The sequence below is a fragment of the Psychrobacillus sp. MER TA 171 genome, from assembly GCF_023713305.1.
Lineage (GTDB): Bacteria > Bacillota > Bacilli > Bacillales_A > Planococcaceae > Psychrobacillus.
This window is the reverse complement of record NZ_JAMAWN010000002.1, coordinates 92,128-116,289: the sequence shown is the minus strand read 5'-3', so window position 1 is coordinate 116,289 and position 24,162 is coordinate 92,128. Positions and strand designations below refer to the sequence as shown.

The 24,162-nt window shown below is 37.6% G+C and carries 24 protein-coding genes; all 24 read left to right on the top strand.

Translation table 11 applies throughout. The features are described 5' to 3' along the window. Position 1 precedes the first annotated feature (1 nt). The 24 genes from M3627_RS02685 (at position 2) to M3627_RS02570 (ending at position 24,145) form a co-directional block, all read left to right on the top strand. Entirely contained in the window at positions 2–1,069 is a 1,068-nt protein-coding gene (locus M3627_RS02685) for a protein-glutamate methylesterase/protein-glutamine glutaminase (RefSeq protein ID WP_251552897.1), read from the top strand. Between the two features lie 15 nt (positions 1,070–1,084). Next, positions 1,085–3,124 carry a chemotaxis protein CheA gene (locus M3627_RS02680; protein WP_251552896.1) on the top strand — a complete coding sequence of 680 codons (2,040 nt, stop codon included), beginning with the start codon at positions 1,085–1,087 and terminating at the stop codon, positions 3,122–3,124. A gap of 11 nt (positions 3,125–3,135) precedes the next feature. Continuing rightward, complete coding sequence (locus tag M3627_RS02675) at positions 3,136–3,591, top strand: chemotaxis protein CheW (RefSeq protein WP_251552895.1); 456 nt, start codon at positions 3,136–3,138, stop codon at positions 3,589–3,591. Between the two features lie 4 nt (positions 3,592–3,595). Continuing rightward, the gene (locus M3627_RS02670; RefSeq protein ID WP_169358614.1) at positions 3,596–4,225 is read left to right on the top strand and encodes a chemotaxis protein CheC; all 630 of its coding nucleotides are present in this window, start codon (positions 3,596–3,598) and stop codon (positions 4,223–4,225) included. A 1-nt stretch (position 4,226) separates the two neighbouring features. Further along, entirely contained in the window at positions 4,227–4,733 is a 507-nt protein-coding gene (locus M3627_RS02665) for a chemotaxis protein CheD (RefSeq protein WP_481900275.1), read from the top strand. Further along, the gene (locus M3627_RS02660; protein WP_251552894.1) at positions 4,733–5,029 is read left to right on the top strand and encodes a hypothetical protein; all 297 of its coding nucleotides are present in this window, start codon (positions 4,733–4,735) and stop codon (positions 5,027–5,029) included. The genes M3627_RS02665 and M3627_RS02660 overlap by 1 nt, the downstream gene beginning before the upstream one ends. 94 nt (positions 5,030–5,123) lie before the next feature. Further along, positions 5,124–5,897 carry a FliA/WhiG family RNA polymerase sigma factor gene (locus tag M3627_RS02655; protein ID WP_169358616.1) on the top strand — a complete coding sequence of 258 codons (774 nt, stop codon included), beginning with the start codon at positions 5,124–5,126 and terminating at the stop codon, positions 5,895–5,897. Between the two features lie 18 nt (positions 5,898–5,915). Next, the gene (locus tag M3627_RS02650; RefSeq protein WP_169358617.1) at positions 5,916–6,212 is read left to right on the top strand and encodes an RNA polymerase subunit sigma; all 297 of its coding nucleotides are present in this window, start codon (positions 5,916–5,918) and stop codon (positions 6,210–6,212) included. A gap of 8 nt (positions 6,213–6,220) precedes the next feature. Continuing rightward, positions 6,221–6,712, top strand: coding sequence for a DUF6115 domain-containing protein (locus M3627_RS02645; RefSeq protein ID WP_251552893.1), 492 nt, complete (start codon positions 6,221–6,223; stop codon positions 6,710–6,712). 152 nt (positions 6,713–6,864) lie between these two features. Beyond that, positions 6,865–7,587: a 30S ribosomal protein S2 gene (gene rpsB / locus M3627_RS02640; protein WP_169358619.1), complete on the top strand. Its 723-nt coding sequence runs from the start codon at positions 6,865–6,867 to the stop codon at positions 7,585–7,587. Between the two features lie 88 nt (positions 7,588–7,675). Next, the gene (tsf, locus tag M3627_RS02635; RefSeq protein ID WP_251552892.1) at positions 7,676–8,563 is read left to right on the top strand and encodes a translation elongation factor Ts; all 888 of its coding nucleotides are present in this window, start codon (positions 7,676–7,678) and stop codon (positions 8,561–8,563) included. A gap of 94 nt (positions 8,564–8,657) precedes the next feature. Further along, on the top strand, positions 8,658–9,380 hold the full coding sequence (pyrH, locus tag M3627_RS02630; protein ID WP_169358621.1) for a UMP kinase: 723 nt from the start codon (positions 8,658–8,660) through the stop codon (positions 9,378–9,380). Continuing rightward, complete coding sequence (gene frr, locus M3627_RS02625) at positions 9,380–9,937, top strand: ribosome recycling factor (protein ID WP_169358622.1); 558 nt, start codon at positions 9,380–9,382, stop codon at positions 9,935–9,937. Before pyrH ends, frr begins: the two co-directional genes overlap by 1 nt. Before the next feature lie 134 nt (positions 9,938–10,071). Continuing rightward, positions 10,072–10,866: an undecaprenyl pyrophosphate synthase gene (locus tag M3627_RS02620; protein WP_169358623.1), complete on the top strand. Its 795-nt coding sequence runs from the start codon at positions 10,072–10,074 to the stop codon at positions 10,864–10,866. Then, positions 10,863–11,660, top strand: coding sequence for a phosphatidate cytidylyltransferase (locus M3627_RS02615; RefSeq protein WP_169358624.1), 798 nt, complete (start codon positions 10,863–10,865; stop codon positions 11,658–11,660). Before M3627_RS02620 ends, M3627_RS02615 begins: the two co-directional genes overlap by 4 nt. 18 nt (positions 11,661–11,678) lie before the next feature. Continuing rightward, positions 11,679–12,827, top strand: a complete 1,149-nt coding sequence (dxr, locus tag M3627_RS02610) for a 1-deoxy-D-xylulose-5-phosphate reductoisomerase (RefSeq protein ID WP_251552891.1) — start codon at positions 11,679–11,681, stop codon at positions 12,825–12,827. Positions 12,828–12,868: 41 nt separating this feature from the next. Then, positions 12,869–14,128, top strand: a complete 1,260-nt coding sequence (gene rseP / locus M3627_RS02605; RefSeq protein ID WP_251552890.1) for an RIP metalloprotease RseP — start codon at positions 12,869–12,871, stop codon at positions 14,126–14,128. Positions 14,129–14,729: 601 nt separating this feature from the next. After that, entirely contained in the window at positions 14,730–19,049 is a 4,320-nt protein-coding gene (locus M3627_RS02600) for a PolC-type DNA polymerase III (protein WP_251552964.1), read from the top strand. A 135-nt stretch (positions 19,050–19,184) separates the two neighbouring features. Further along, positions 19,185–19,664, top strand: a complete 480-nt coding sequence (gene rimP / locus M3627_RS02595) for a ribosome maturation factor RimP (protein ID WP_169358627.1) — start codon at positions 19,185–19,187, stop codon at positions 19,662–19,664. Positions 19,665–19,686: 22 nt separating this feature from the next. Further along, positions 19,687–20,817 carry a transcription termination factor NusA gene (gene nusA / locus M3627_RS02590; RefSeq protein ID WP_169358628.1) on the top strand — a complete coding sequence of 377 codons (1,131 nt, stop codon included), beginning with the start codon at positions 19,687–19,689 and terminating at the stop codon, positions 20,815–20,817. Between the two features lie 20 nt (positions 20,818–20,837). Then, complete coding sequence (gene rnpM / locus M3627_RS02585; RefSeq protein ID WP_251552889.1) at positions 20,838–21,116, top strand: RNase P modulator RnpM; 279 nt, start codon at positions 20,838–20,840, stop codon at positions 21,114–21,116. Further along, a complete protein-coding gene (locus tag M3627_RS02580; protein WP_169358630.1) occupies positions 21,113–21,433 on the top strand; it encodes a YlxQ family RNA-binding protein in 321 nt (106 codons plus the stop codon). Before rnpM ends, M3627_RS02580 begins: the two co-directional genes overlap by 4 nt. A gap of 4 nt (positions 21,434–21,437) precedes the next feature. Next, complete coding sequence (gene infB, locus M3627_RS02575) at positions 21,438–23,867, top strand: translation initiation factor IF-2 (protein ID WP_169358631.1); 2,430 nt, start codon at positions 21,438–21,440, stop codon at positions 23,865–23,867. Further along, positions 23,867–24,145 (top strand): DUF503 domain-containing protein, encoded by a 279-nt coding sequence (locus M3627_RS02570; RefSeq protein WP_251552888.1) that lies wholly within the window; start codon positions 23,867–23,869, stop codon positions 24,143–24,145. Before infB ends, M3627_RS02570 begins: the two co-directional genes overlap by 1 nt. Positions 24,146–24,162 lie beyond the last annotated feature (17 nt).

Genomic DNA, 24,162 nt, shown 5'->3' with positions numbered 1-24,162 from the left:
GATGGGACCAAAGAAAAAATTACTTATCGTGGATGATTCAGCTTTTATGCGTAAATTAATCGGAGACTTCTTTAAGGAAAGCAAAACAATAGAAGTAGTAGGTATAGCCCGAAATGGATCAGATGCCCTCAGAAAAATTAAAACACTACGTCCTGATGTTATTACGATGGATGTAGAAATGCCAGAGATGAATGGGATAGAAGCACTAAAACAAATAATGATTGATTCTCCTGTTCCAATCATTATGCTTTCTAGTACTACTCAACGGGGTACGGAAAGTACTTTACTAGCTATGGAATATGGTGCAGTAGACTTTGTAGCTAAACCTAGCGGCACCATATCTTTAGATTTACATAAGATTAAAGATGAATTAGTTGAAAAAGTAGAACATGCTTCAAGAATCACTATAAGTAAATTAAAAAAAGTAAAACTACCAACAAGAGAAGAGCCAAAGGTAGCGGTGAACCAATCTGTTACACATAGGCTGCTAAACAAAAAAAAGATGGTATTGATTGGTACTTCTACAGGGGGACCACGAGCTTTACAAGAGGTTCTACCCAATTTACCAGGAGATTTAAAGGCTCCTGTTCTAATAGTCCAGCATATGCCTCCTGGGTTTACTAAATCACTTGCGGATAGTTTAAACCAACTATCCGAGATAGAGGTAAAGGAAGCAAGTGAAGGAGATATTATTCGGAATGGACATGCCTATATAGCTCCAGGTGGATATCATATGCGCATAAAAAAAGTAGGAACCGCTTATACGATAAAACTAGATGACGTAGAGCCCCCTAGAGGAGGACATAGACCGTCTGTGGACGTTCTATTGGAAGACAATAGCAGCTATAATGACTTTGATAAAATCGTAATCATTATGACTGGTATGGGTTCGGACGGCTCTAAAGGCCTGAAGCGGTTAGTTGAGGCTGGTAATGTAGTAACAATTGCTGAATCCTCGAATACATGTATTGTTTATGGCATGCCTAAAGCAGCAGTAGAGACAAAATTAGTGAACGAAGTCGTAGATTTAGAGAGAATTGCAAACACAATCACACGGTATTTACCTTAAAGGGGAGTTAAGTTCATGGATATCAATCAATATTTAGAGATGTTTATAGAAGAAAGTAAGGAGCATTTACAGGCATGTAATGATCATTTACTAGAACTAGAGAAAAATCCCCAGGATCTTTCTATTGTTAATGAAGTATTTCGTTCTGCTCACACATTAAAAGGTATGTCTGCAACTATGGGGTACGAGGACATAGCTAATCTTACTCATAAGATGGAGAACGTTCTAGACGAAATACGAAATAGCCGTTTAAATGTTACTCCAGAGCTTCTTGACGTAGTTTTCGTAGCGGTGGACCAGCTAGAAGAAATGGTCTTTAACATTGCTGAAGGCGGAGATGGAAAACTGAATGTAGAAGAGACTGTAAGAAAGCTTCATGAGATTGAAACCGGAGAAATAGAAGTTGCTGCTACTGTTGTAAATAATGTTTCTTCAACCTCTCTAGAAAATTATTTAACTTATGACGATTATGAAATGACTGTCATACAGCAATCAGCAGAACAAAATTATTTTTCATATGAGATATCTATCAAACTTCGTGAAGATTGCTTGCTTAAAGCTGCCCGCGTGTATATGGTTTTTGAGCTACTTGAAAAAATGGGGGATGTTATTAAATCTTCTCCTTCAGTTGAAAAGCTCGAAGATGAGGATTTTGATGAGCAGTTCTATGTAGCCTTCGTTACGACGGAGACGCAAGCTGATGTACAGAAGAAGCTGATGAAAGTATCAGAGGTTACGGAGGTAATCGTAAACACGGTTAGTCTGGAACAATTAAAGAAACGACAAAGTGAAGCATTTGAAAAAGAAGGAAGCACTGTCATAGAACTACAGACAGAAGAGAAACCAACAACAGAAGTCAAGGCTTCCAGCGAAAAACAAGTAGCTACAAAGAATAACCAGACCCACGGCAACAAAACAATTCGGGTTAACATCGAGAGATTAGACATTTTAATGAACTTGTTTGAAGAGTTAGTAATTGATAGAGGTAGGCTTCAATCGATTTCTGAAAATCTTCATGATAGTGAATTAGAGGAAACGGTAGAACGTATGGCAAGAATTACGGGTGATTTACAGAATATTATTCTCACAATGCGTATGGTACCAGTAGATACAGTATTCAATAGATTTCCTAAAATGGTTAGACAGCTGGCAAGAGACTTGAACAAAAAGATTAATCTACAAGTTATCGGTGCAGACACAGAATTAGATCGTACGGTAATAGATGAAATTGGAGATCCACTTGTTCATCTTATTAGAAACTCTTTAGATCACGGCATTGAAAGTCCTGAAATTCGAAAAGCAAAAGGTAAACCGGAAGAGGGTACTGTTATACTTCGAGCTTATCATAGTGGTAATCACGTCTTTATTGAAATCGAGGACGATGGTGCAGGGATTAGTCGTGAAAGAGTATTGAAAAAAGCAATAGCTAAAAACATTGTTACACCAGAGGCCGCAACGGCAATGAGTGATAAACAGGTGGCGGAGTTAATATTATCATCTGGTTTTTCGACGGCGGAAGTTATTTCTGATGTATCAGGACGTGGCGTAGGTCTTGATGTAGTAAAAACAACGATTGAATCATTGGGAGGATCTATTGAGATTTCTTCTACTGAAGGACAAGGGTCCTTGTTTTCTATTCAGTTACCTTTAACGCTGTCTATTATTTCAGTCATGTTAGTGGAACTAGGAGAAGAAATTTTCGCTGTCCCTCTTTCTTCTATTATTGAGACCGCAATCATTCGTTCTTCCGATATTTTAAATGCTCACAATCAGAAGGTCATCGATTTCCGTGGCAAAGTTGTGCCGCTTGTATTTTTAGAAGAAGTATTTGAAGTTCCTAATGAGCGTCTAGAGGAAGAATTTCATTCCGTAGTGCTTGTAAGAAAAGGAGATAAAATGGCTGGCTTAGTTGTTGATTCATTTATTGGCCAACAAGAGATTGTATTAAAAACTCTTGGAACATACTTGTCTAGTGTCTTTGCTATTTCAGGAGCAACTATTCTAGGAAATGGGAAAGTAGCCTTAATAATTGATTGTAACGCTTTAATAAGGTAGGGGGAAAAATAATGACAGAGGCTTTAGAAACAGAAAACTTAAAAGTAGTTGTTTTTCAATTAGCAGACAAAGAATACGTAATACCAGTAAGCCAAGTACAAGGAATTGAGAAACTGATTCATATAACAAGAGTTCCCAAGACTCCTTCTTTTGTAAAGTGTGTCATAAATTTACGTGGTGTAGTTACACCTATTATCGATTTGAAAAGCAGATTTGGTTTAGGTGAAAGTAATTTAAATGATTCCTCTCGAATTATTATAATTTCATTAGATGATATGAATGTAGGGGTCATCGTAGACTCTGCAAATGATGTATTAGATATTCCGAAGGATTCCATTGAACCACAGCCAGAAGTAGTTGGAGGATTAGAACAAGACTTTATAGCAGGTGTTACTAAAATTGACAAGCGTCTATTAATATTGCTGCATCTAGATTTAGTTTTAAACCCTATTAAGACAGGAGCTTAGTCTAATGTTTGAAAAGCAAATTACTTCCGTCCATCTGGATGTCCTACGAGAAATTGGGAATATTGGAGCAGCTCATGCTGCTACTGCACTCTCCATGCTATTAAACAAAAAAATAGACATGAATGTTCCTAAGGTAGAAATGGTGACCTTCGATGAAATGATGGAGCTAGCTGGCGGAGCAGAAAGTGTTGTGGCAGGTATATATCTTCGAATTGCTGGAGATGTCAATGGGAGTATGTTCTTTGTATTACCTGTGGAGCAAGCAAATCAATTTATTCGAAGATTAGTTCAAGATGACCAAATAGATTTCGAAAAGGCTCAAGTAACTGAGATTGGCGCATCTGCTCTTCAAGAACTAGGTAACATATTATCAGGCTCTTATTTATCCGCTCTCTCTGATTTTACAAAGCTAAATATATATCCATCTGTTCCTGCATTGTGTGTAGATATGGTAGGAGCAATCATCAGTTTTGGTCTTGTAGAGCTTTCACAAATAAGTGATTATGTTATTGTCATTGATACAGCTATTAATGAGGAAGAAATGGAAAATGGAAAAAGTGTCCACGGACATTTCTTCTTACTTCCAGATCCAGAATCATTTCAGACGATCTTTCAAGCCTTAGGAGTAGAATAATATGATGGAACAAGCTCAAATGGCAGCGGTGGTGAAGGTAGGAATTGCTGATATGAACATTGTAAAGGCTCCTCAAATTATAAGGACCACAGGCTTGGGGTCTTGTGTTGGAGTAGTTTTATATGATGATAAATCTCAGATAGCTGGTATGGTTCATATAATGCTTCCTAACTCTTCTTTAGGTAGAGGTGAAAACATTAATGCGGCCAAGTTTGCTGATACGGGTATTCAAGCGCTTATTAACCTCTTAAAGCTTGAAGGGGTAAGTAGTGATAGACTACGAGCTAAAATAGCTGGCGGTGCACAAATGTTTCAATTTTCGTCCAGTAGAGACACCATGAGAATAGGTCCTAGAAACGTAGAAGCAGTAAAAGAATATTTAAAAAAATACTCCATCCGAATAATTTCAGAAGATACTGGAGGGAATAGCGGGAGAACAATTGAGTTTGATCCTCTAACCAAGCTGTTAAATGTACGGACGGTTAACCAAGGGGTGAAAAATATTTAATGGTTGGAACGATTATGTCTAATTTTTGGATAGCGTTGCTAACATTTAGCATTCTTTTTCTCTTCTCTTACCCATTTATAGAAGGGGCAATTATTCTTATACCGATTATTTTGTGGGCTATCCTATCTTTCTTTATAACTTATGGGGGACGTGCAATTTTATCTTATGTACTAGACGATAGAATGAAAAAAATAGAAGTCGAGGTTCCTTTTACCCAGGATAGTTCTCAAACTACGGTTGTCGGATCAAAAGAATACGCTGAAATTATAAAAGATATGATAAATGAGGAATCTTAAGTGGGGGGCGATTTTTCTTCGTCTCCCCTTTTTATACGAAATTTTGGTATAATATCCATAAATAATAGAATGCAGTGTCGAAAGGAGGATATTTGTGTCAAAACAAAACTTGACAGAGGAGCAGCTCCTTTGGAGAAGATGGACTGAAAGCAAGGATCCTCAAGCGGGCGATTTACTTCTAAAAAAATATACTCCACTAGTTACGTATCATGTGCAACGGATCGGTGCGGGTATACCTCAAAATGTTTCGAGAGATGAGCTCAAGAGCCTTGGTATGATGGGCTTATTTGATGCATTAAATAAGTTTGACCCTTCTAGAGATTTGAAGTTTGATACGTATGCATCCTTCCGGGTAAGAGGGGCTATAATAGATGGGCTAAGAAAAGAAGACTGGCTCCCTAGATCATCTCGTGAAAAAGCTAAAAAACTAGATCAGAAAATAGAAGAATTAGAGCAAAAACTAATGCGACATGCGACACCAGAAGAACTGGCCGATTTTGCAGAAATCCCTTTAGAGGATGTATATCAGACTGTCCAAGAACACTTCTTTTCTAATGTTTTGTCTATAGATGAGCAATTACATGATCAGGATGAAATGGATAGCAAATCCTTTGTGATTCGAGACGATACACAAACTACGCCTGAACAAAAGCTGGTAAAGGACGAGCTAATTAATGACCTTGTCAATCAAATCCAACATTTAAATGAAAATGAGCAATTAGTATTAAGTTTATTTTATACAGAAGAATTAACCCTAACTGTTATCGGGGAGATGCTCGGCTTATCCACCTCGAGAATATCTCAAATACATTCTAAGGCACTTTTTAAGCTTCGGAAGCTATTAGTAAATGAAATGATGAATACCTAAAGGGTGGAGGGCGGACAGATGAGTCTTAAAGGTTTGGAATTACAAATAGCTATCCCAAAGACCGTGGACGCAGGGAAAATGGCTGATCAGATGCAGCAGCAAAGCCTAGTTAACCAAGCCAACGCCCAAGCTGCGACAGAAAGGCAAATAGAAAAAAACAGGGAAACTGTTATAAAATCTAATCATATAGAAGCAGACGCAAAGGGAAACCAACAGGAGCAGGATGAGCAAGAGAAGAAAGATAGGAAAAAAGGACAAGAGAACAACAGTATAAAGCATCCTTTTAAAGGGAACTTTGTGGACTATAATGGATAGGAGAAAAAATGACAACAATTATTATAATAGCACTGTTTCTTCTCCAAATTATTAGCTTTTATTTCATTGCATTATTGAATATGAAATTATCAAAATATAAAGATTTGGAAGACAGACAAGAACAAACTATGAAAGAAATAGAAGATTCATTTAGTGCTTATCTAGCAGACATGAAGGATGAAAATGATCGCCTTCTATATGAATTAAAGGAAAACAGTTTTGTTCCTCCTCTAAAGGAACATGCTTCCGCACAAGAAGAAGTTTCTACTACTATAAAAAATGATATAGATCCGTCCTTTGTGCTTTCAAGACCACTCGTATCCAAACATAAGGTAGCAAATAGTTATGTCCAGGCAGCTAGTTTGCCAGAAAAAAAACAGCCAGTTACGATGAAAGAGAAGGTACTATATTATAGTGAAGAAGGAAAAAGTCCAATGGAAATAGCCAAATTACTTCAAATAGGAAAGACGGAAGTAGAACTTTTCTTAAAGTTTAAGTAATAAATAGTTGAAAGTATAAAATAACTATGGTATATTACAATACGGTATGAATACACACGCATTACGGATGAACTTGGCAGGTGCTCTAGAAATAGAGTAGCCAATGACAGATGATGGATGCGGAAGACTAAACCAAACCAGGAGGAAATAAAATGTCAGTAATCTCTATGAAACAACTACTTGAGGCCGGTGTACACTTCGGTCATCAAACTCGCCGTTGGAATCCAAAAATGAAAAAATACATTTTTGTTGAACGTAACGGAATCTATATCATCGATCTTCAAAAAACGGTGAAAAAATTAGAAGAAGCTTATGATTTCATGCGCCAAGTAGGTCAAGATGGCGGGAAAGTTCTTTTCGTTGGAACTAAAAAACAAGCTCAAGAAGCTATTAAAGAAGAAGCTGAACGTTCAGGTAACTACTACATCAACCAACGTTGGTTAGGTGGTACTTTAACAAACTTCGGTACTATTCAAAAACGTGTTGCACGCTTAAAAGCAATCGAAAAAATGGAAGAAGACGGTACTTTCGCTGTACTTCCTAAAAAAGAAGTTGTTCAACTTAAAAAACAACACGAACGTCTAGTTAAATTCTTAGGCGGTATCCGTGATATGAAAGCTGTTCCAGATGTAATGTTCGTAGTTGACCCACGTAAAGAGCGTATTGCAGTAGCAGAAGCTCGTAAATTGAACATTCCATTAGTAGGAATTGTTGATACTAACTGTGATCCAGATGAAATCGACTATGTAATCCCTGCAAATGACGATGCAATCCGTGCAGTAAAATTATTAACTGCTAAAATGGCGGATGCATTACTTGAAGCAAGACAAGGTGAAGATGCAGAAGTAGCTTCAGCTGAAGTTGCTGCTGAGTAAGACACATGTAAGTACAGGTGATAAGCGGCCAAACCACTTATCACCTTTTTTTGAGAAACGACATGATTCGTACTAGGAGGAATTTATAATGGCAGTTACAGCACAAATGGTAAAAGAATTGCGTGAAAAAACTGGCGCAGGTATGATGGATTGTAAAAAAGCTTTAGTTGAAACAGACGGAAACCTAGAAGCAGCAATTGACTTCTTACGTGAAAAAGGTCTTTCTTCTGCAGCTAAAAAAGCTGACCGTATCGCAGCGGAAGGTACAACTTACATCCATATTGATGGAAACAAAGCTGTATTATTAGAAATGAATGCAGAAACGGATTTCGTTGCTAAAAACGAAGGATTCCAAACATTAGTTAAAGACGTAGCTTCTCACTTATTAGCTACTGAACCTGCTTCAGTTGAAGAAGCATTAGCTTCTAACATTCAAGAAGGCGTTACAGTTGAAAATGCTATCTCTAATGCAGTAGCAAAAATCGGAGAAAAAATTACTCTACGTCGTTTTGTTATTGAAACAAAAACAGATGCAGACGCTTTTGGACCGTACCTACACATGGGAGGACGCATTGGTGTTCTAACTGTTCTTGAAGGATCTACTGATGATCAAGCAGCTAAAGATGTTGCTATGCACATTGCTGCATTAAGCCCATCATATATCTCTCGTGATGAAGTATCTGCTGAAGAAGTAGAGCATGAGCGTAAAATTTTAACTGAACAAGCATTAAACGAAGGTAAACCTGAAAATATCGTTGCAAAAATGGTAGAAGGTCGCCTTGGTAAATACTTTGAAGAAGTGTGTTTATTAGACCAATCTTTCGTTAAAAATCCAGACCAAAAAGTACGTGCTTTTGTTGAATCAACTGGTGGTAAACTAGTTTCATTCACTCGCTATGCTGTTGGTGAAGGAATCGAAAAACGTGAAGACAACTTTGCTGAAGAAGTAATGAGCCAAGTTAAAGGAAATAACTAATAATAAGAACTTTAAGTTCTTATTTTATAGAAAAACTCTAGGGAGCACGTAATTTGTGTTCCCTATTTTTCAAGAAAAGAGATGGAGGATATCTATGAGCACACCATATAAAAGAATCGTTTTAAAACTAAGTGGCGAAGCATTAGCTGGAGAAAAAGGATTCGGATTGTCACCTGAAATTATCAAATCAGTAGCTGAGCAAGTGAAAGAGGTAGTGGATCTTGGTGTAGAGGTTGCTGTTGTAGTTGGTGGAGGCAATATCTGGAGAGGTAAAATTGGAAGTGAGATGGGTATGGACCGTGCGAATGCTGACTATATGGGCATGTTAGCTACGGTAATGAATTCATTGGCACTACAAGATTCTCTAGAGCAATGTGGAGTTGAAACTCGTGTACAGTCTTCCATTGAAATGCGTCAAGTGGCAGAGCCGTACATAAGAAGAAGAGCTATTCGTCATTTGGAGAAAAAACGTGTAGTAATCTTTGCAGCGGGAACAGGAAATCCATACTTCTCGACTGATACTACAGCAGCCTTAAGAGCGGCAGAAATTGAAGCAGATGTAATCTTAATGGCTAAGAATAATGTAGATGGTGTGTATTCTGCTGATCCTAAGACGGATAAAACAGCAGTGAAATATGATGAATTGTCTTTCTTGGAAGTAATTCAACAAGGTCTGCAAGTAATGGACTCAACAGCGTCCACGCTATGTATGGACAATGATATTGCACTTATTGTATTCTCAATTATGGAGAACGGAAATATTAAAAAGGCTGTCCTAGGTGAATCTATCGGTACAGTCGTTAGGAGGAATTCATAATGCCGAAACAAGTAATAGAGCAAACAAAAGATAAAATGGCTAAAACTATTCAAGTGTATACAAGAGAATTGGCTTCTATCCGTGCTGGTCGTGCAAGTGCAGCATTATTAGACAAAATAACTGTAGATTATTACGGTGCTCCAACTCCAATTAACCAAATGGCTGGTATTTCAACACCTGAAGCTCGTTTACTAACGATTCAGCCATATGATAAATCCATTTTAGGAGATATCGAAAAAGCGATTATGAAGTCAGATTTAGGGATTACGCCAACAAACGATGGTAACCTAATTCGTATCGCTATTCCTGCACTTACAGAGGAACGTCGTAAAGACTTAGTGAAACAAGTGAAAAAAGAAGCAGAAGAAGCTAAAGTAAATATTCGTAACGTACGACGTGATGGAAATGACGACTTGAAAAAGTTGGAGAAAGCCGGAGAAATCACAGAAGATGATTTAAGAAGCTATACTGAAGAAATTCAAAAAATCACAGATGCAAATATTGAAAAAATTGATGCAATCACGAAAGACAAAGAAAAAGAAATTCTAGAAGTTTAAGCGCTTCTAGCCAGTCTTACAGTTGAACTTTTATTCGAGGAAGGCGTCCTTTTAGTAGGACGCCTTTTTATATTCGTCTTTATTTGTTATGATAAGATATATGCTTCGAGAAGGTTTAAAGTGGAGGTTAATGCATGCTAAAAAAACTTATGCGTAAAAATGATCAAGCGATAAGTAACTGTTTAAATGAACGGATTGAAAATGTCCGAAAAGAACAATTGCCAGACCATATAGCCATTATAATGGATGGGAATGGTAGATGGGCTAAAAAAAGAGCTCTACCACGAATCGCGGGTCATCATGAAGGAATGCAAACGGTTAAGAAAATAACGAGGTTTGCAAACGATGTTGGAATAAAAACGCTCACTCTATATGCATTTTCGACAGAAAACTGGAAAAGACCGAAAGTCGAAGTTGAATTTTTAATGCGGTTGCCTGAGGAATTTCTTAATACGTATTTACCAGAATTGATTGAACAAAATGTTCAAGTACGAATGATGGGTAATATTGAACTACTGCCAGAGCATACTAAAAAGGCAGTAACTAAGGCTATGGAAAAAACAGCGAATAATAATGGCCTAATATTAAATTTTGCTTTAAATTATGGAAGTAGAGATGAAATTGTTCAAGCTATAAAGAAAATAGCTAGTGATGTGCAAAAAGGAAACATGACAGTAGAAGATATATCAGAAAGTAAGTTCAATGATTATCTAATGACAAAGGACCTGACCGAACCGGACTTACTTATTAGAACAAGTGGAGAGGTTAGATTAAGCAACTTCATGCTTTGGCAGCTTGCTTATACTGAATTTTGGTTTACAGACACATTATGGCCAGACTTTGATGAAGGCTGTTTACTAGATGCGATTGAAACTTTTCAAAAACGTAATAGAAGATATGGTGGAATTAAGGAGGAAGAAACAAATTGAAAACAAGAATCATCACGGGTGCGGTGGCTTTAGCGCTCTTTCTTCCTATTGTTCTGCTAGGAGGACCTGTATTTACTGTTCTAATTTATGCGATTGCTGCAATAGGATTATATGAAATATTAAAAATGAAGGGTATAAGCTTAATTAGTTTTCCAGGTATTATATCAATTCTTCTTTTATTCTTACTATTATTCCCTTCCGTATATACAGAGAAAATAGTTAATCTTACTGGGCATACAAAGCTCGAATGGATATTCGTAGCAGTATTCATTTTATTAATATTTACCGTATTAACGAAAAATAAATTTACATTCGAAAATGCATCATTTGTGCTATTAAGTACGTTATATGTTGGGATTGGCTTTTATTACTTTATTGAAACACGAGCAATAGAAGGTGGTTTGGCATATGTCATTTTTGCCTTATTAATCGTTTGGACCACGGATTCTGGAGCTTATTTTACAGGGAGAAAGTTAGGTAAACGAAAGCTTTGGCCAGAAATATCTCCAAATAAGACGGTTGAAGGTTTTGTTGGGGGTATAGTTTGGGCAATAGTAACAGCACTAATTATCCAATCGATCAGCCCGCTTACATCTTCATACATAATATTGATAGGGATTACAATCGTAGCCTCTATATTCGGGCAACTTGGGGATTTAGTAGAGTCAGGTATTAAAAGACATTTTAATGTAAAAGATTCAGGTAATCTTCTTCCTGGGCATGGTGGTATATTAGACCGTTTCGACAGTCTTCTTTTTGTCTTGCCATTATTGCATTTTTTACATTTTATATAAGGGAGACGACATTATTTCATGAGTAAAAGAATAAGTTTATTAGGTGCAACAGGTTCTATCGGGATACAAACATTAGATATAATAAGGGAGCATCCAAATAGATTTCAATTAGTTGCATTTTCTGTTGGTAAAAATATAGAAGAAACAAAAAAGATTCTAAAAGAGTTCAAGGTAGAGGTTGTGTCTGTCCAAAAAGAGGAGGATGCTATTTTACTTCAACATGAGTTTCCAAAAGTAGAAGTTGTTTTTGGCGATGAAGGTTTAATACAAGTGGCTGCTCATACGAAAGCAGATGTTCTAGTGAACGCTGTTCTAGGAAGCGTAGGTTTAAGACCTACTTTAGAAGCGATTAATAAAGGTATTACTATAGCGATCGCTAATAAAGAAACATTAGTTACTGCTGGTCATTTAGTAATGCAGGCCGCTAAAGAACATAATGTGCCGATATTACCAGTGGATAGCGAGCATTCAGCACTTTTTCAAGCAATGAATGGAGAGAAAAAATCTGAAGTATCTAGACTAATCATTACTGCATCTGGTGGTAGCTTTAGAGACCGTACACGCGAAGATTTAAAAAACGTCACTGTAAAAGAAGCATTGAACCATCCAAACTGGTCTATGGGTTCTAAGATCACAATTGACTCAGCTACGATGATGAACAAAGGCCTGGAAGTAATTGAAGCGCACGTTCTTTTTGATATCTCTTATGATGACATTGAAGTTTTATTACATAGAGAAAGCATCATACACTCTATGATTGAATTCAAAGATACCAGTGTGATTGCTCAATTAGGAACACCAGACATGCGAGTACCAATTCAATATGCCTTGTCATATCCAGATCGATTGGAGCGTTCAAGTGCTCAACGATTAAATTTAGCAGAAATTGGAAAACTTCATTTTCAAGAGATGGATTATAAGAGATACCACGCCTTGAAGCTTGCGATAGACGCAGGCCGAGCAGGAGGTACAATGACGACTGTCTTAAATGCTGCTAACGAAGCTGCTGTAAGTCTATTTTTACAAGAAAAGATTAAATTCCTTGAAATTGACGAATTAATCGAACGAGCAATGGACGAGCATTCTAATATTTCTTCACCAGATTTAGATACTATATTATTTGTTGATAGCCAAACGAGAAAAACTGTTCAAAACATGGTAAAATAATGTATTGAGGAAAGATAAGCAGGAGAAAAAGGTGGGGTATAATGGAAACAGCCATTGCGTTTATAATCATATTTGGAAGTATTGTTTTTTTTCATGAGCTAGGGCATTTTATATTTGCCAAAAGAGCTGGAATAATGGTTCGAGAGTTTGCTATTGGCTTTGGTCCTAAAATATTTGGTATGACTAAAGGCGAAACTCTGTACACAATCCGTTTATTACCAATGGGTGGATATGTACGGATGGCTGGAGAAGATTTAGATTCCGTAGAATTGCAGCCTGGTTATCGTCTAGGTATTCGCGTAAACAAGGATAACAAAATCGATCAAATCGTACTTAACCAAAATAAACAGTTTCCTGATATGCTCTTTTTAGAAGTAGAAAGATCAGATTTGATGAAGGACATGTATATTGAAGGCTATGATGAGGAAGAGCGTTTAGTTCGTTATCAAGTGGCAAGAAACGCTGTTATCATTGAGAATAATACAGAAACATTTATAGCCCCTTACGATCGACAATTTGGTTCAAAAACAGTTGGACAACGTGCTCTAACGATTTTTGCGGGACCTTTGTTTAACTTTATATTAGCTTTCTTTATATTTTTAGCTCTAGGACTGATACAAGGTATTCCAACTAATGAGCCTATTATTACGACAGTAGTGGATGATAGCCCAGCTGAAATGGCAGGCATGAAAGACGGCGATTTAGTCAAAGAAATTGACGGAGTGCAAATTACAGAATGGGAGCAGCTATCGAATGCTGTGAGAGAAAGTGCAAATGAGCCGATGACTTTCGTCGTAGAACGAGATGGTATGACGGAAGAACTGATGATTACTCCAAAAGAAGTATCTACAAAAAAAGGGAAAGTCACACAAATCGGCGTTACGTATAAAAGTCCTTTAGAGAAAAATCCAATCGGAGCAATAGCCTTTGGAGCTGAACAAACCTATGAGTGGACGAAACAAATATTTACTATTTTAGGTACATTAATAACTGGCTCCTTCAGTATAGATGATCTATCTGGTCCTGTTGGAATATATCAAGCGACAGATACAGTAGCACAAAGAGGCGTATTTAACTTAATGCAATGGGCGGCAGTATTAAGTATAAATCTAGGGATTATGAATTTGTTACCACTACCTGCTTTGGATGGCGGTAGGTTATTGTTCTTCCTATTTGAAGCGGTAAGAGGAAAACCAATTGATAAACAGAAGGAAGGAATGGTTCATTTTGTCGGAATCATGCTCCTGATGGTGTTAATGGTAGTAGTTACCTGGAATGATATACAAAGATTCTTCCTGTAAAATAACTTGGTGAATACTGGGTAATCTTTTTGTTTATAGATTTGATAGAATATGTAAGAGGGGGAGTTCGAGTAGCTGAACTTCCTTTCTTTTTCTGTTAATGGTTCAGTTTAATCTATAATAATGTTTAATATGGTACTTTATATAAAAGAATCTTATTTAAGAAGGCTATGTTAAAGGTTAGTGTTGATTTATGATGCAAAGAAATCTCTAAACCAGAGTGTAGAATTGATTTCCGCGCCAGCCGGACGCTTTCCGTGGGGTGATCGATAAGCCATCACCCATCGCTTACGCGCGTGGTTGTGATGTCTTATCTGTCTCACTCATCCCACAGGAGTCGCCGTCTGTCGCTCCAATCAACACGGAGAAAGTAATCTGGTTTAAGTAGTAAGGTACTTTTTATAAAAGTAACTCAATTAAGAAAAAGAATAATTAATGAAATCTAAATGCAATTCAAAGGAAATAGAATTGATTTCCGCTCTCCCGAAATGCTTTTTCGTTGGGGTACCATAACAATCGTTAATGTATATGATGTCTAAAAGAATAATCTCATTCAACATAACAAATAAAATATATAGAATAACTTTTAAAATAAGGGGGGATAGGTAATATGCAAGATGGCAAAATGAGAATGCATCTATTGTTGCAACAGCTAGAGTTGACCGAAGACACTGTTGTTAAGCATTTCGAAAATGCTTCTATTACAAGATTTACAGTTCATAAAAAACAAAGACAATGGCATTTTCAAATCAATATAGCTGCCGTTCTTCCTATCGATGTCTATAACCAATTCCAATCAAGACTAGAAGAAAAATTTCAAGGGATTGCTACAATATATTTAGAAATCAATTGTGAGCATCCAGAAGTAACAGAATCGCTCATAAAAGCTTATTGGACAAGTGTACTTAAAGAATTGAGCGACATGGCTCCTCCTTTAAAAGATTGTCTACTTGGTCAAGAGCCCGAGTGGAATGGTCAGATGATTCAGCTGACATGCGGACAAGAATTACAACAACGTACTTTTAAAAAGAAATATATTGATCAAATTGCAAGTGTATATGAGAGCTTTGGTTTTCCTAAACTTGCGATAGATTTTAAGTTAGTCGAGGATACAGAGGCTTTAGCTGAAGCACAGGTAGCTTTTTTAGAACAACGAAGAATGGAAGAAGAGCAACTTGGGAAAAAGGCTTTAGAAGATATGCAAAAGAGAGACTCTCGTCAGGATAGTGGTGAAGCCAGCGAAGATGGTCCATTCCAGCTAGGTACTCCACTGAAAAAAGAAGAGGCAAGTGTGGAGATACGTTCTATACAAGATGAAGAGCGCCGTGTAACGATTGAAGGCTTTGTGTTTGATGTCGAGGTGAAAGAGCTGAGAAGTGGTAGATCTCTATTGACGGCTAAGGTCACTGACTACACAGATTCTATTCTTGTAAAAATGTTCTCTCGCGACAAAGAAGACGCTGGAATGATGGAGCGCCTTAAAAAAGGAATGTGGATAAAGGTAAGAGGATCAGTTCAAAACGATACATTTGTGCGTGATTTAATCATTATGGCTCAAGATATGTGTGAGATTAACCCTGTACTAAGATATGATACTGCAAAAGAAAAAAGAGTCGAGTTACATATGCACACTCCGATGAGTCAAATGGATGCGGTTTCTTCTGTATCGGCGTTAGTTTCTCAAGCAGCAAAGTGGGGCCACCAGGCAGTAGCCATAACGGACCATGCGAATGTGCAATCATTTCCGGAAGCGTATGCTGCTGGTAAAAAGAATGGCATTAAAATTTTATATGGACTAGAAGCTAATCTAATTCATGACGGTGTTCCAATAGCTTATGACGAGCAGCATATCCCACTTGAGGATGCAATTTATATAGTTTTTGACGTAGAAACAACCGGTTTATCCGCCACATATGACAAAATCATTGAGCTTGCTGCAGTTAAAATGCAAAATGGCAATATTATAGATAAGTTTGAAAGATTTGCGAATCCACATCATGCTTTATCAGCTACAACAATTGAGCTTACAGGTATCACAGATGATATGGTTCGCAATGCACCAGAAATAGAAGACGTTATACGGGATTTTCATGAGTTTATTGGAGACGGCATAATTGTTGCCCATAACGCATCGTTTGATATGGGCTTTTTATACGAGGGGTATAGAAAGTGTGGCATTGATCACTTTGATCATCCAGTAATTGATACGTTAGAGCTGGCTAGGTTTTTACATCCAGAGATGAAAACACATAAACTAGGTACTCTAGCCAAAAAGTTTAATATTGAATTAACACAGGCCCACCGAGCAATTTTTGACTGTGAAGCAACTGGCTATTTACTTCTTCACCTACTAAAAGAAGCTGAAGAAAAGAATATTCATTATCATGATGACTTTAACAAGCACATCGGCCAAGGTGATTCATACAAAAGAGCTAGACCATCTCACTGCACAATTTTAGCTGTTAATGATGAGGGGCTTAAAAATCTATTTAAGCTAGTGTCCTTGTCACATACAACAACATTCTATCGAGTTCCACGTATTAAGCGTTCAGTACTACAAAAGCATAGAGCTGGATTGATCATTGGCTCTGGCTGCGATAGAGGTGAGGTATTTGAGGGACTCATGCAAAAGCCGTTAGAAAAGGTTGAGGAGATTGCGAGTTTCTATGATTATCTGGAGGTTCATCCGAAAGAAGTCTATGCTCATTTAATAGAAATGGAACTAGTAAGAGATGAGTGGAATCTAGAAGATATTATTCGTAAATTAATTAAAGTAGGGAAAAAGCTGGGAAAACCAGTAGTAGCGACAGGTAACGTACATTATTTACATGAGAATGATGCAATGTTCCGAAAAATCCTTGTCAATTCACAAGGGGGGGCAAACCCGCTTAATAGGCATGAGCTTCCTAAAGTACATTTTAGAACGACAAATGAAATGCTTGATGCCTTCTCCTTCTTAGGGGAAGAGCTAGCAAAAGAGATAGTTATAACAAACCCTAATAAAATTGCGGACTCAATCGAAGACATAAAACCGATTAAAGACGATTTATATACTCCAAAAATTGAAGGTGCGGATGAAGAGGTTAGAGAACTGACCTATACCAAAGCAAAAGAAATTTATGGAGAGAATATACCTGAGATTGTGGAAGCTCGTATAGAAAAAGAACTTACCTCAATTATCGGACATGGCTTTGCCGTTATCTATCTAATCTCTCATAAGCTAGTAAAGAAATCTTTAGATGATGGTTACTTAGTTGGTTCTCGTGGTTCTGTAGGCTCGTCCCTTGTAGCAACATTAATGGATATAACAGAGGTCAATCCTATGCCTCCTCATTATGTCTGCCCAAACTGTAAGCATTCGGTGTTCTTCCAAGACGGCTCAGTCGGCTCTGGATTCGATTTACCAAATGCCAACTGTGAAAAATGTGATACACCTTATGTAAAAGAAGGACAAGATATTCCATTCGAAACATTCTTAGGATTTAAAGGCGATAAGGTACCAGATATCGACTTAAACTTTAGTGGAGAATATCAACCAATCGCACATAATTATACGAAGGAACTGTTTGGGGAAGAATATGTTTTTAGAGCGGGAACGATAGGAACTGTTGCAGAGAAAACTGCTTATGGGTACGTCAGAGGCTACATGAATGATAACAATATAAATTTACGTGGAGCTGAAATCGATCGCCTCGTACAAGGATGTACAGGAGTAAAACGAACTACAGGACAACATCCCGGCGGTATTATTGTTGTACCTGACTATATGGATATTTATGATTTTTCACCAATCCAGTTCCCAGCAGATGCTCAAGATTCTGAATGGAAAACAACACACTTTGACTTCCATTCCATTCACGATAATCTACTTAAGCTGGATATATTAGGTCACGATGATCCAACGGTCATTCGTATGCTCCAAGATTTATCTGGAATTGATCCTAAAACAATTCCAACAGATGATCCTGAAGTGATGAAAATATTTAGTGGGCCAGAGTCACTTGGTGTCACAGCAGAACAAATCGATTGTAAAACTGGAACACTTGGTATCCCGGAATTTGGGACCCGTTTCGTTAGACAAATGCTTGAAGAAACAAAGCCATCTACTTTTTCCGAGCTTGTTCAGATTTCCGGGTTGTCCCATGGGACGGATGTTTGGTTAGGCAATGCTCAAGAGCTTATACAAGCAGGCACCTGTCAGCTTTCTGATGTTATCGGTTGTCGTGACGACATTATGGTCTATTTGATTTATCAGGGACTTGAGCCATCACTTGCTTTTAAAATTATGGAATCTGTGCGTAAAGGGAAAGGTTTAACACCTGAGTTTGAAGCAGAGATGAAATCGAAAGGCGTAGCCAACTGGTATATTGAATCGTGTAAAAAGATTAAATACATGTTCCCAAAAGCGCATGCCTCTGCCTATGTTTTAATGGCTGTTCGTATTGCATATTTTAAAGTTCATTTCCCAATACTATATTATGCGGCATATTTTACAGTACGAGCGTCAGACTTTGATTTGATCTCTATTGTAAATGGCTCTCATACGATAAGAGCTAAGTTAGATGAGATTAATGCTAAGGGATTAGAAGCATCTAACAAAGAAAAAAGTTTAGCTACTGTGCTAGAGCTTTCCCTAGAAATGTCAGAGCGTGGAATTAAGATGCAAAAGATTGATCTTTATAAATCCAAGGCGCATGAGTTTACTATAGAAGGTAATACATTAATACCACCTTTTGATGCAGTACCAGGGTTAGGGACAAATGTAGCAGTTCAAATTGTTAATGCTCGCAAAAATGGTGAATTTCTCTCTAAAGAGGATTTACAGCAAAGAGGAAAAGTATCCAAAACAATCATTGATTATTTAGATGCAATGGGTTGCCTAGAAGGGCTTCCTGAAGCAAATCAGCTTTCGTTGTTTTAGTCACTAATTTGCAAACAAACCTATGGTATGGTAAGATAAATCTACCAATGTTTCATAGTTCTGTGACGAAAGAGTGGGATTTCCCGCTCTTTTCTGTTGTTATATAGAAAATCACGGTTTTGTAAGGAGGCCTTTATGAGTAATATAACTAGTAAAATGGAAGAGCTTGTTTTACCGATTTTACAAGAAATGAACTTAGAGCTCGTTGATATTGAATATGTAAAAGAAGGTCGCGATTGGTTTTTACGTGTGTATGTCGATACACCAACTGGTGGAATCGATATTGAGCAATGTGCACAAGTAAGCAACAAACTAAGCGAAAAGCTGGATGAAGAAGATCCTATTAAGGAAAATTACTTTTTAGAAGTTTCCTCTCCAGGGGCAGAGCGTCCATTGAAAAAAGAAGCTGATTTTATTGCAGCTGTAGGGAAATATGTTTTTATTAAAACTTATGAGCAGATTAATGGTGCAAAAGAGTTTGAAGGAACATTACTTTCTTATACTGCAGAAGAAGGCGCTTTAATAGAAATTCGCATCAAAACAAGAAGAGTAAAAATTCAAATTGAAAAAGAGAAAATTGCGCTAGCTCGTTTAGCAATCGATTTCTCTGCATAATGTATATTGAGGAGTGGTGGCTGTGAGTAGTGAGTTATTAGATGCGTTAACAGCGCTAGAGAAACAAAAAGGGATTTCAAGAGATGTATTAATCGAGGCAATCGAGGCTGCTTTAGTTACGGCTTATAAAAGAAATTTCAATCAAGCTCAGAATGTTCGCGTCGACATTAATTTAGCAAATGGTTCGATGATCGTTTATTCAAGAAAAGATGTAGTGGAAGAAGTAGGAGATGGTCGTTTAGAGATCTCTTTAGAGGATGCACAAGCTATTAATCCACATTATGCAATTGGAGATGTAGTGGAAGAAGAGGTTACTCCACGTAATTTCGGTCGCATTGCTGCACAAACAGCGAAACAAGTTGTAACGCAAAGAGTCCGTGAGGCTGAACGAGGATTAATATACGAAGAGTATGTTGATCGTGAAGATGATATAGTAAATGGTATCGTTGAACGACTAGATGCGCGTAATATATATGTAGGATTAGGGAAAGTGGAAGCTGTTTTACCAGTAAACGAACAAATTCCAACTGAAACATATCGTCCCCATGATCGTATCAAAGTGTATATTACAAAGGTTGAACGAACAACTCGTGGACCACAGGTGTTTGTTTCAAGAACACATCCAGGATTACTTCGTCGCTTATTTGAAATGGAAGTACCTGAAATTTTCGAAGGTATTGTAGAGATTAAATCTATCGCTCGTGAAGCTGGAGATCGTTCAAAAATATCTGTGTTTGCACATAACGAAGAAATTGATCCGGTTGGCTCATGTGTAGGTGCGAAAGGTGCTCGTGTTCAAACGATTGTAAACGAACTAAGTGGAGAAAAAATTGACATTGTTGAATGGTCAGAAGATCCTATTGTTTTCGTTGCAAATGCACTTAGTCCTTCGAAAGTTTTAGATGTTCAAGTAAATGAAGAAGAAAAATCCACTACTGTAGTAGTACCAGATTATCAATTATCCCTAGCTATTGGTAAAAGAGGCCAAAATGCAAGACTTGCAGCTAAGCTAACTGGCTGGAAAATTGATATTAAAAGTGAAACTGATGCTAGAGAGCTAGGAATTTATCCTAACGAGAATTCTCCGCAGCTAATTGTAGAAGAATTAGAAAATGATATGGATGATTTTGATTTTTACAAAGACGAAGAGTAAGAATAGGAGGCTGATTTAGTATGGCCACTCAAAAAAAAATCCCATTACGAAAATGTGTTGCTACTGGAGAAATGTTTCCTAAAAAAGAAATGATTCGAGTAGTTCGTTCTAAGGAAGGCGAGGTTAGCGTGGACCCGACAGGAAAAAAATCTGGTCGTGGTGCGTACGTCTCTAAAACCGTAGAAGCTGTTAACCAAGCGAAGAAAAAGAATTCTTTAGGTAATCATTTAGAAGCGAGCATTCCAAATGAAATATATGACGAGTTAATCGTCATGATTGAAAGAGAAAAATTGAAATGAATATAGAACAACAAATTACGCAACTATTAGGACTCGCCACTAGAGCTAGAAAAACGATTTCTGGTGAAGAGTTAGTCGTAAAAGAAATTAGAAGTAAGAAAGCAAAGCTAGTTATATTAGCTAACGATGCTTCACATAATACTGCTAAAAAATTGAATGATAAATGTGCATCTTTTAACGTTGAGCTGCATGTCTTTGGAGACCGGCACGATCTCGGACATGCGACGGGAAAAGAGGCCAGAGTGGCAATAGCCATTATGGATGACGGTTTCGCTAAAAAACTGTCCGGCCTTCTCAACGAATATAACCGGGGGTGAGCTAATGACTAAAATCAGAGTTCATGAATACGCGAAACAAATTAATAAATCGAGTAAAGAAGTTATAGAGCAACTAGGAAAGTTGAATATAACAGTAACGAATCATATGTCTACGCTTGAAGGAGATGCTGTTAGTAAATTAGACGGCATTTATAAAAAAGGTGGAGCTGGAAACAACTCTAATTCACAACAGTCTAAACCTGCTAACCAAGGACAAAGACCAAGTAATCAGAACCAGTCTAGACCAGCTTCACAAGGACAGCAAAGACCAAATAACCAAAACCAGTCTAGACCGTCTTCACAAGGTCAACAAGGACAGCAAAGACCAAGTAATCAGAACCAATCTAGACCAGCTTCCCAAGGTCAACAAAGACCAAATAACCAAAATCAATCTAGACCATCATCACAAGGGCAATCACGTCCATCAAATGCTGGTCAATCTCAGCAAAGACCAGGAAGTCAGTCAAATACTCAAGGTTCTAATACTCAAGGTTCAAACAATCAACCAAAGAAAACCTTTACTAATAATAACAAGCCAGGTGGACAAAATCGTCCAGGTGGCCAAAACCAAAACAGACCAGGTGGACAAAACAGACCAGGTGGCCGATTCAACAAGCGTAGAAAAGGACCAACTACACCTGTTCAACCACCAGTTCCTAGAAAAGAAAGAGAACTTCCAGAAAGAATTACCTTTACGGAATCTCTTACAGTTACAGAGCTAGCGAAAAAATTAGGTCGTGAGCCTGCAGAAATCATTAAAAAATTGTTCTTACTTGGTGTAATGGCAACAATTAACCAGGAACTTGATAAGGATGCTATTGAACTTATTTGTGCAGACTACGGTGTAGAAGTGGAAGAAGAAATTAAAATCGATATTACCGATTTAGAAGTTCATTTCGAAGCTCCTGTTGAAGAAGATGCTGCTAACATGGGTGAACGCCCACCAGTAGTTACAATCATGGGACACGTTGACCATGGTAAAACAACTCTTCTAGATTCAATTAGACACACAAAAGTAACTGCTGGAGAAGCCGGCGGTATCACTCAGCATATCGGTGCATACCAAGTGGTAGACAATGGCAAAAAGATTACTTTCTTAGATACTCCAGGACATGCTGCATTTACAACGATGCGCGCACGTGGAGCGAAAATAACTGATTTGACCATTTTAGTAGTAGCAGCTGATGATGGTGTAATGCCTCAAACAGTAGAAGCTATTAACCATGCAAAAGCAGCTGAAGTTCCAATTATCGTAGCAGTTAACAAAATGGATAAACCATCTGCTAATCCTGATCGCGTAATGCAAGAGCTTACAGAGCACGGTTTAGTACCAGAAGCATGGGGTGGAGACACAATCTTCGTACCAATTTCTGCTTTAAAAGGTGATGGTATCGACAACCTACTTGAAATGGTTCTACTTGTTTCTGAGGTTGCTGAGCTTAAAGCTAACCCAAAACGTCTTGCTTTAGGAACAGTAATTGAAGCTCAATTAGACAAAGGTAGAGGTTCTGTTGCAACGTTATTAGTTCAAGATGGTACATTAAAAGTTGGAGATCCAATTGTAGTAGGGCATGCTTTTGGGCGTGTTCGTGCAATGGTCAATGATTTAGGTCGTCGTGTGAAAGAGGCAGGTCCTTCTACTCCTGTGGAAATTACAGGATTAAACGAAGTACCACAAGCAGGAGACCGTTTCGTTGTATTTGAAGATGAAAAAACTGCTCGTCAAGTAGGGGAAACGCGTGCTTCTCATGCTCAAGTGAGCCAACGCTCTGAAAAATCACGAGTAACATTAGATAACTTGTTTGATCAAATGAAACAAGGTGAAATGAAAGAACTTAACCTAATTGTTAAAGCAGACGTTCAAGGTACTGTGGAAGCGATGGCAGCTTCACTTATGAAAATCGAAGTTGAGGGTGTAAATGTACGTATTATCCACACGGGTGCAGGAGCAATTACTGAATCAGACATTAGTCTTGCAGCTGCTTCCAATGCAATTGTAATTGGATTTAACGTTCGTCCAGATACAAATGCTAAACGTGCAGCAGAACAAGAGGGTGTTGATATTCGTCTTCACCGTATTATCTACAAAGTAATTGAAGAAATCGAAGCTGCAATGACAGGCCTATTGGATCCAGAATTCCAAGAGAAAATCATTGGTCAAGCAGAGATTCGTGAAACCTTTAAAGTTTCTAAAGTAGGAACTATCGCAGGATCCTATGTAACAGAAGGTAAAATTACACGTGATAGCGGAGTGCGAGTAATTCGTGATGGTATCGTTATTTTTGAAGGTGAATTAGATACGTTAAAACGCTTTAAAGACGATGCAAAAGAAGTTGCAAAAGGCTACGAGTGTGGGATAACGATTAAAAACTTTAATGATGTAAAAGAAAACGATATTATCGAAGCTTACATTATGGAAGAAATTAAACGCTAATGATTGTCTATGCAGAGTGTGAATTTCTTATTCCTACTGCACATTCATTGAAAGAAAAAAGAGCAGTTTTACAACGTATGCTCACTAGAACCAAACAAAAATTTAATGTTTCTGTTTCAGAGTTAGATCACCAGGATGTGTGGCAACGTACCAAAGTTGGAATAGTTGCCATTGCTTCTGACAAGCGTGCGGTCGAACGCGAGCTAGTGATGGCCATTAGGTTTTTAGAATCTAACCCTGAATGGGAATGTATTGAAATCAACAAAGAATATTTATGATGAAAATGAGGTGTAGC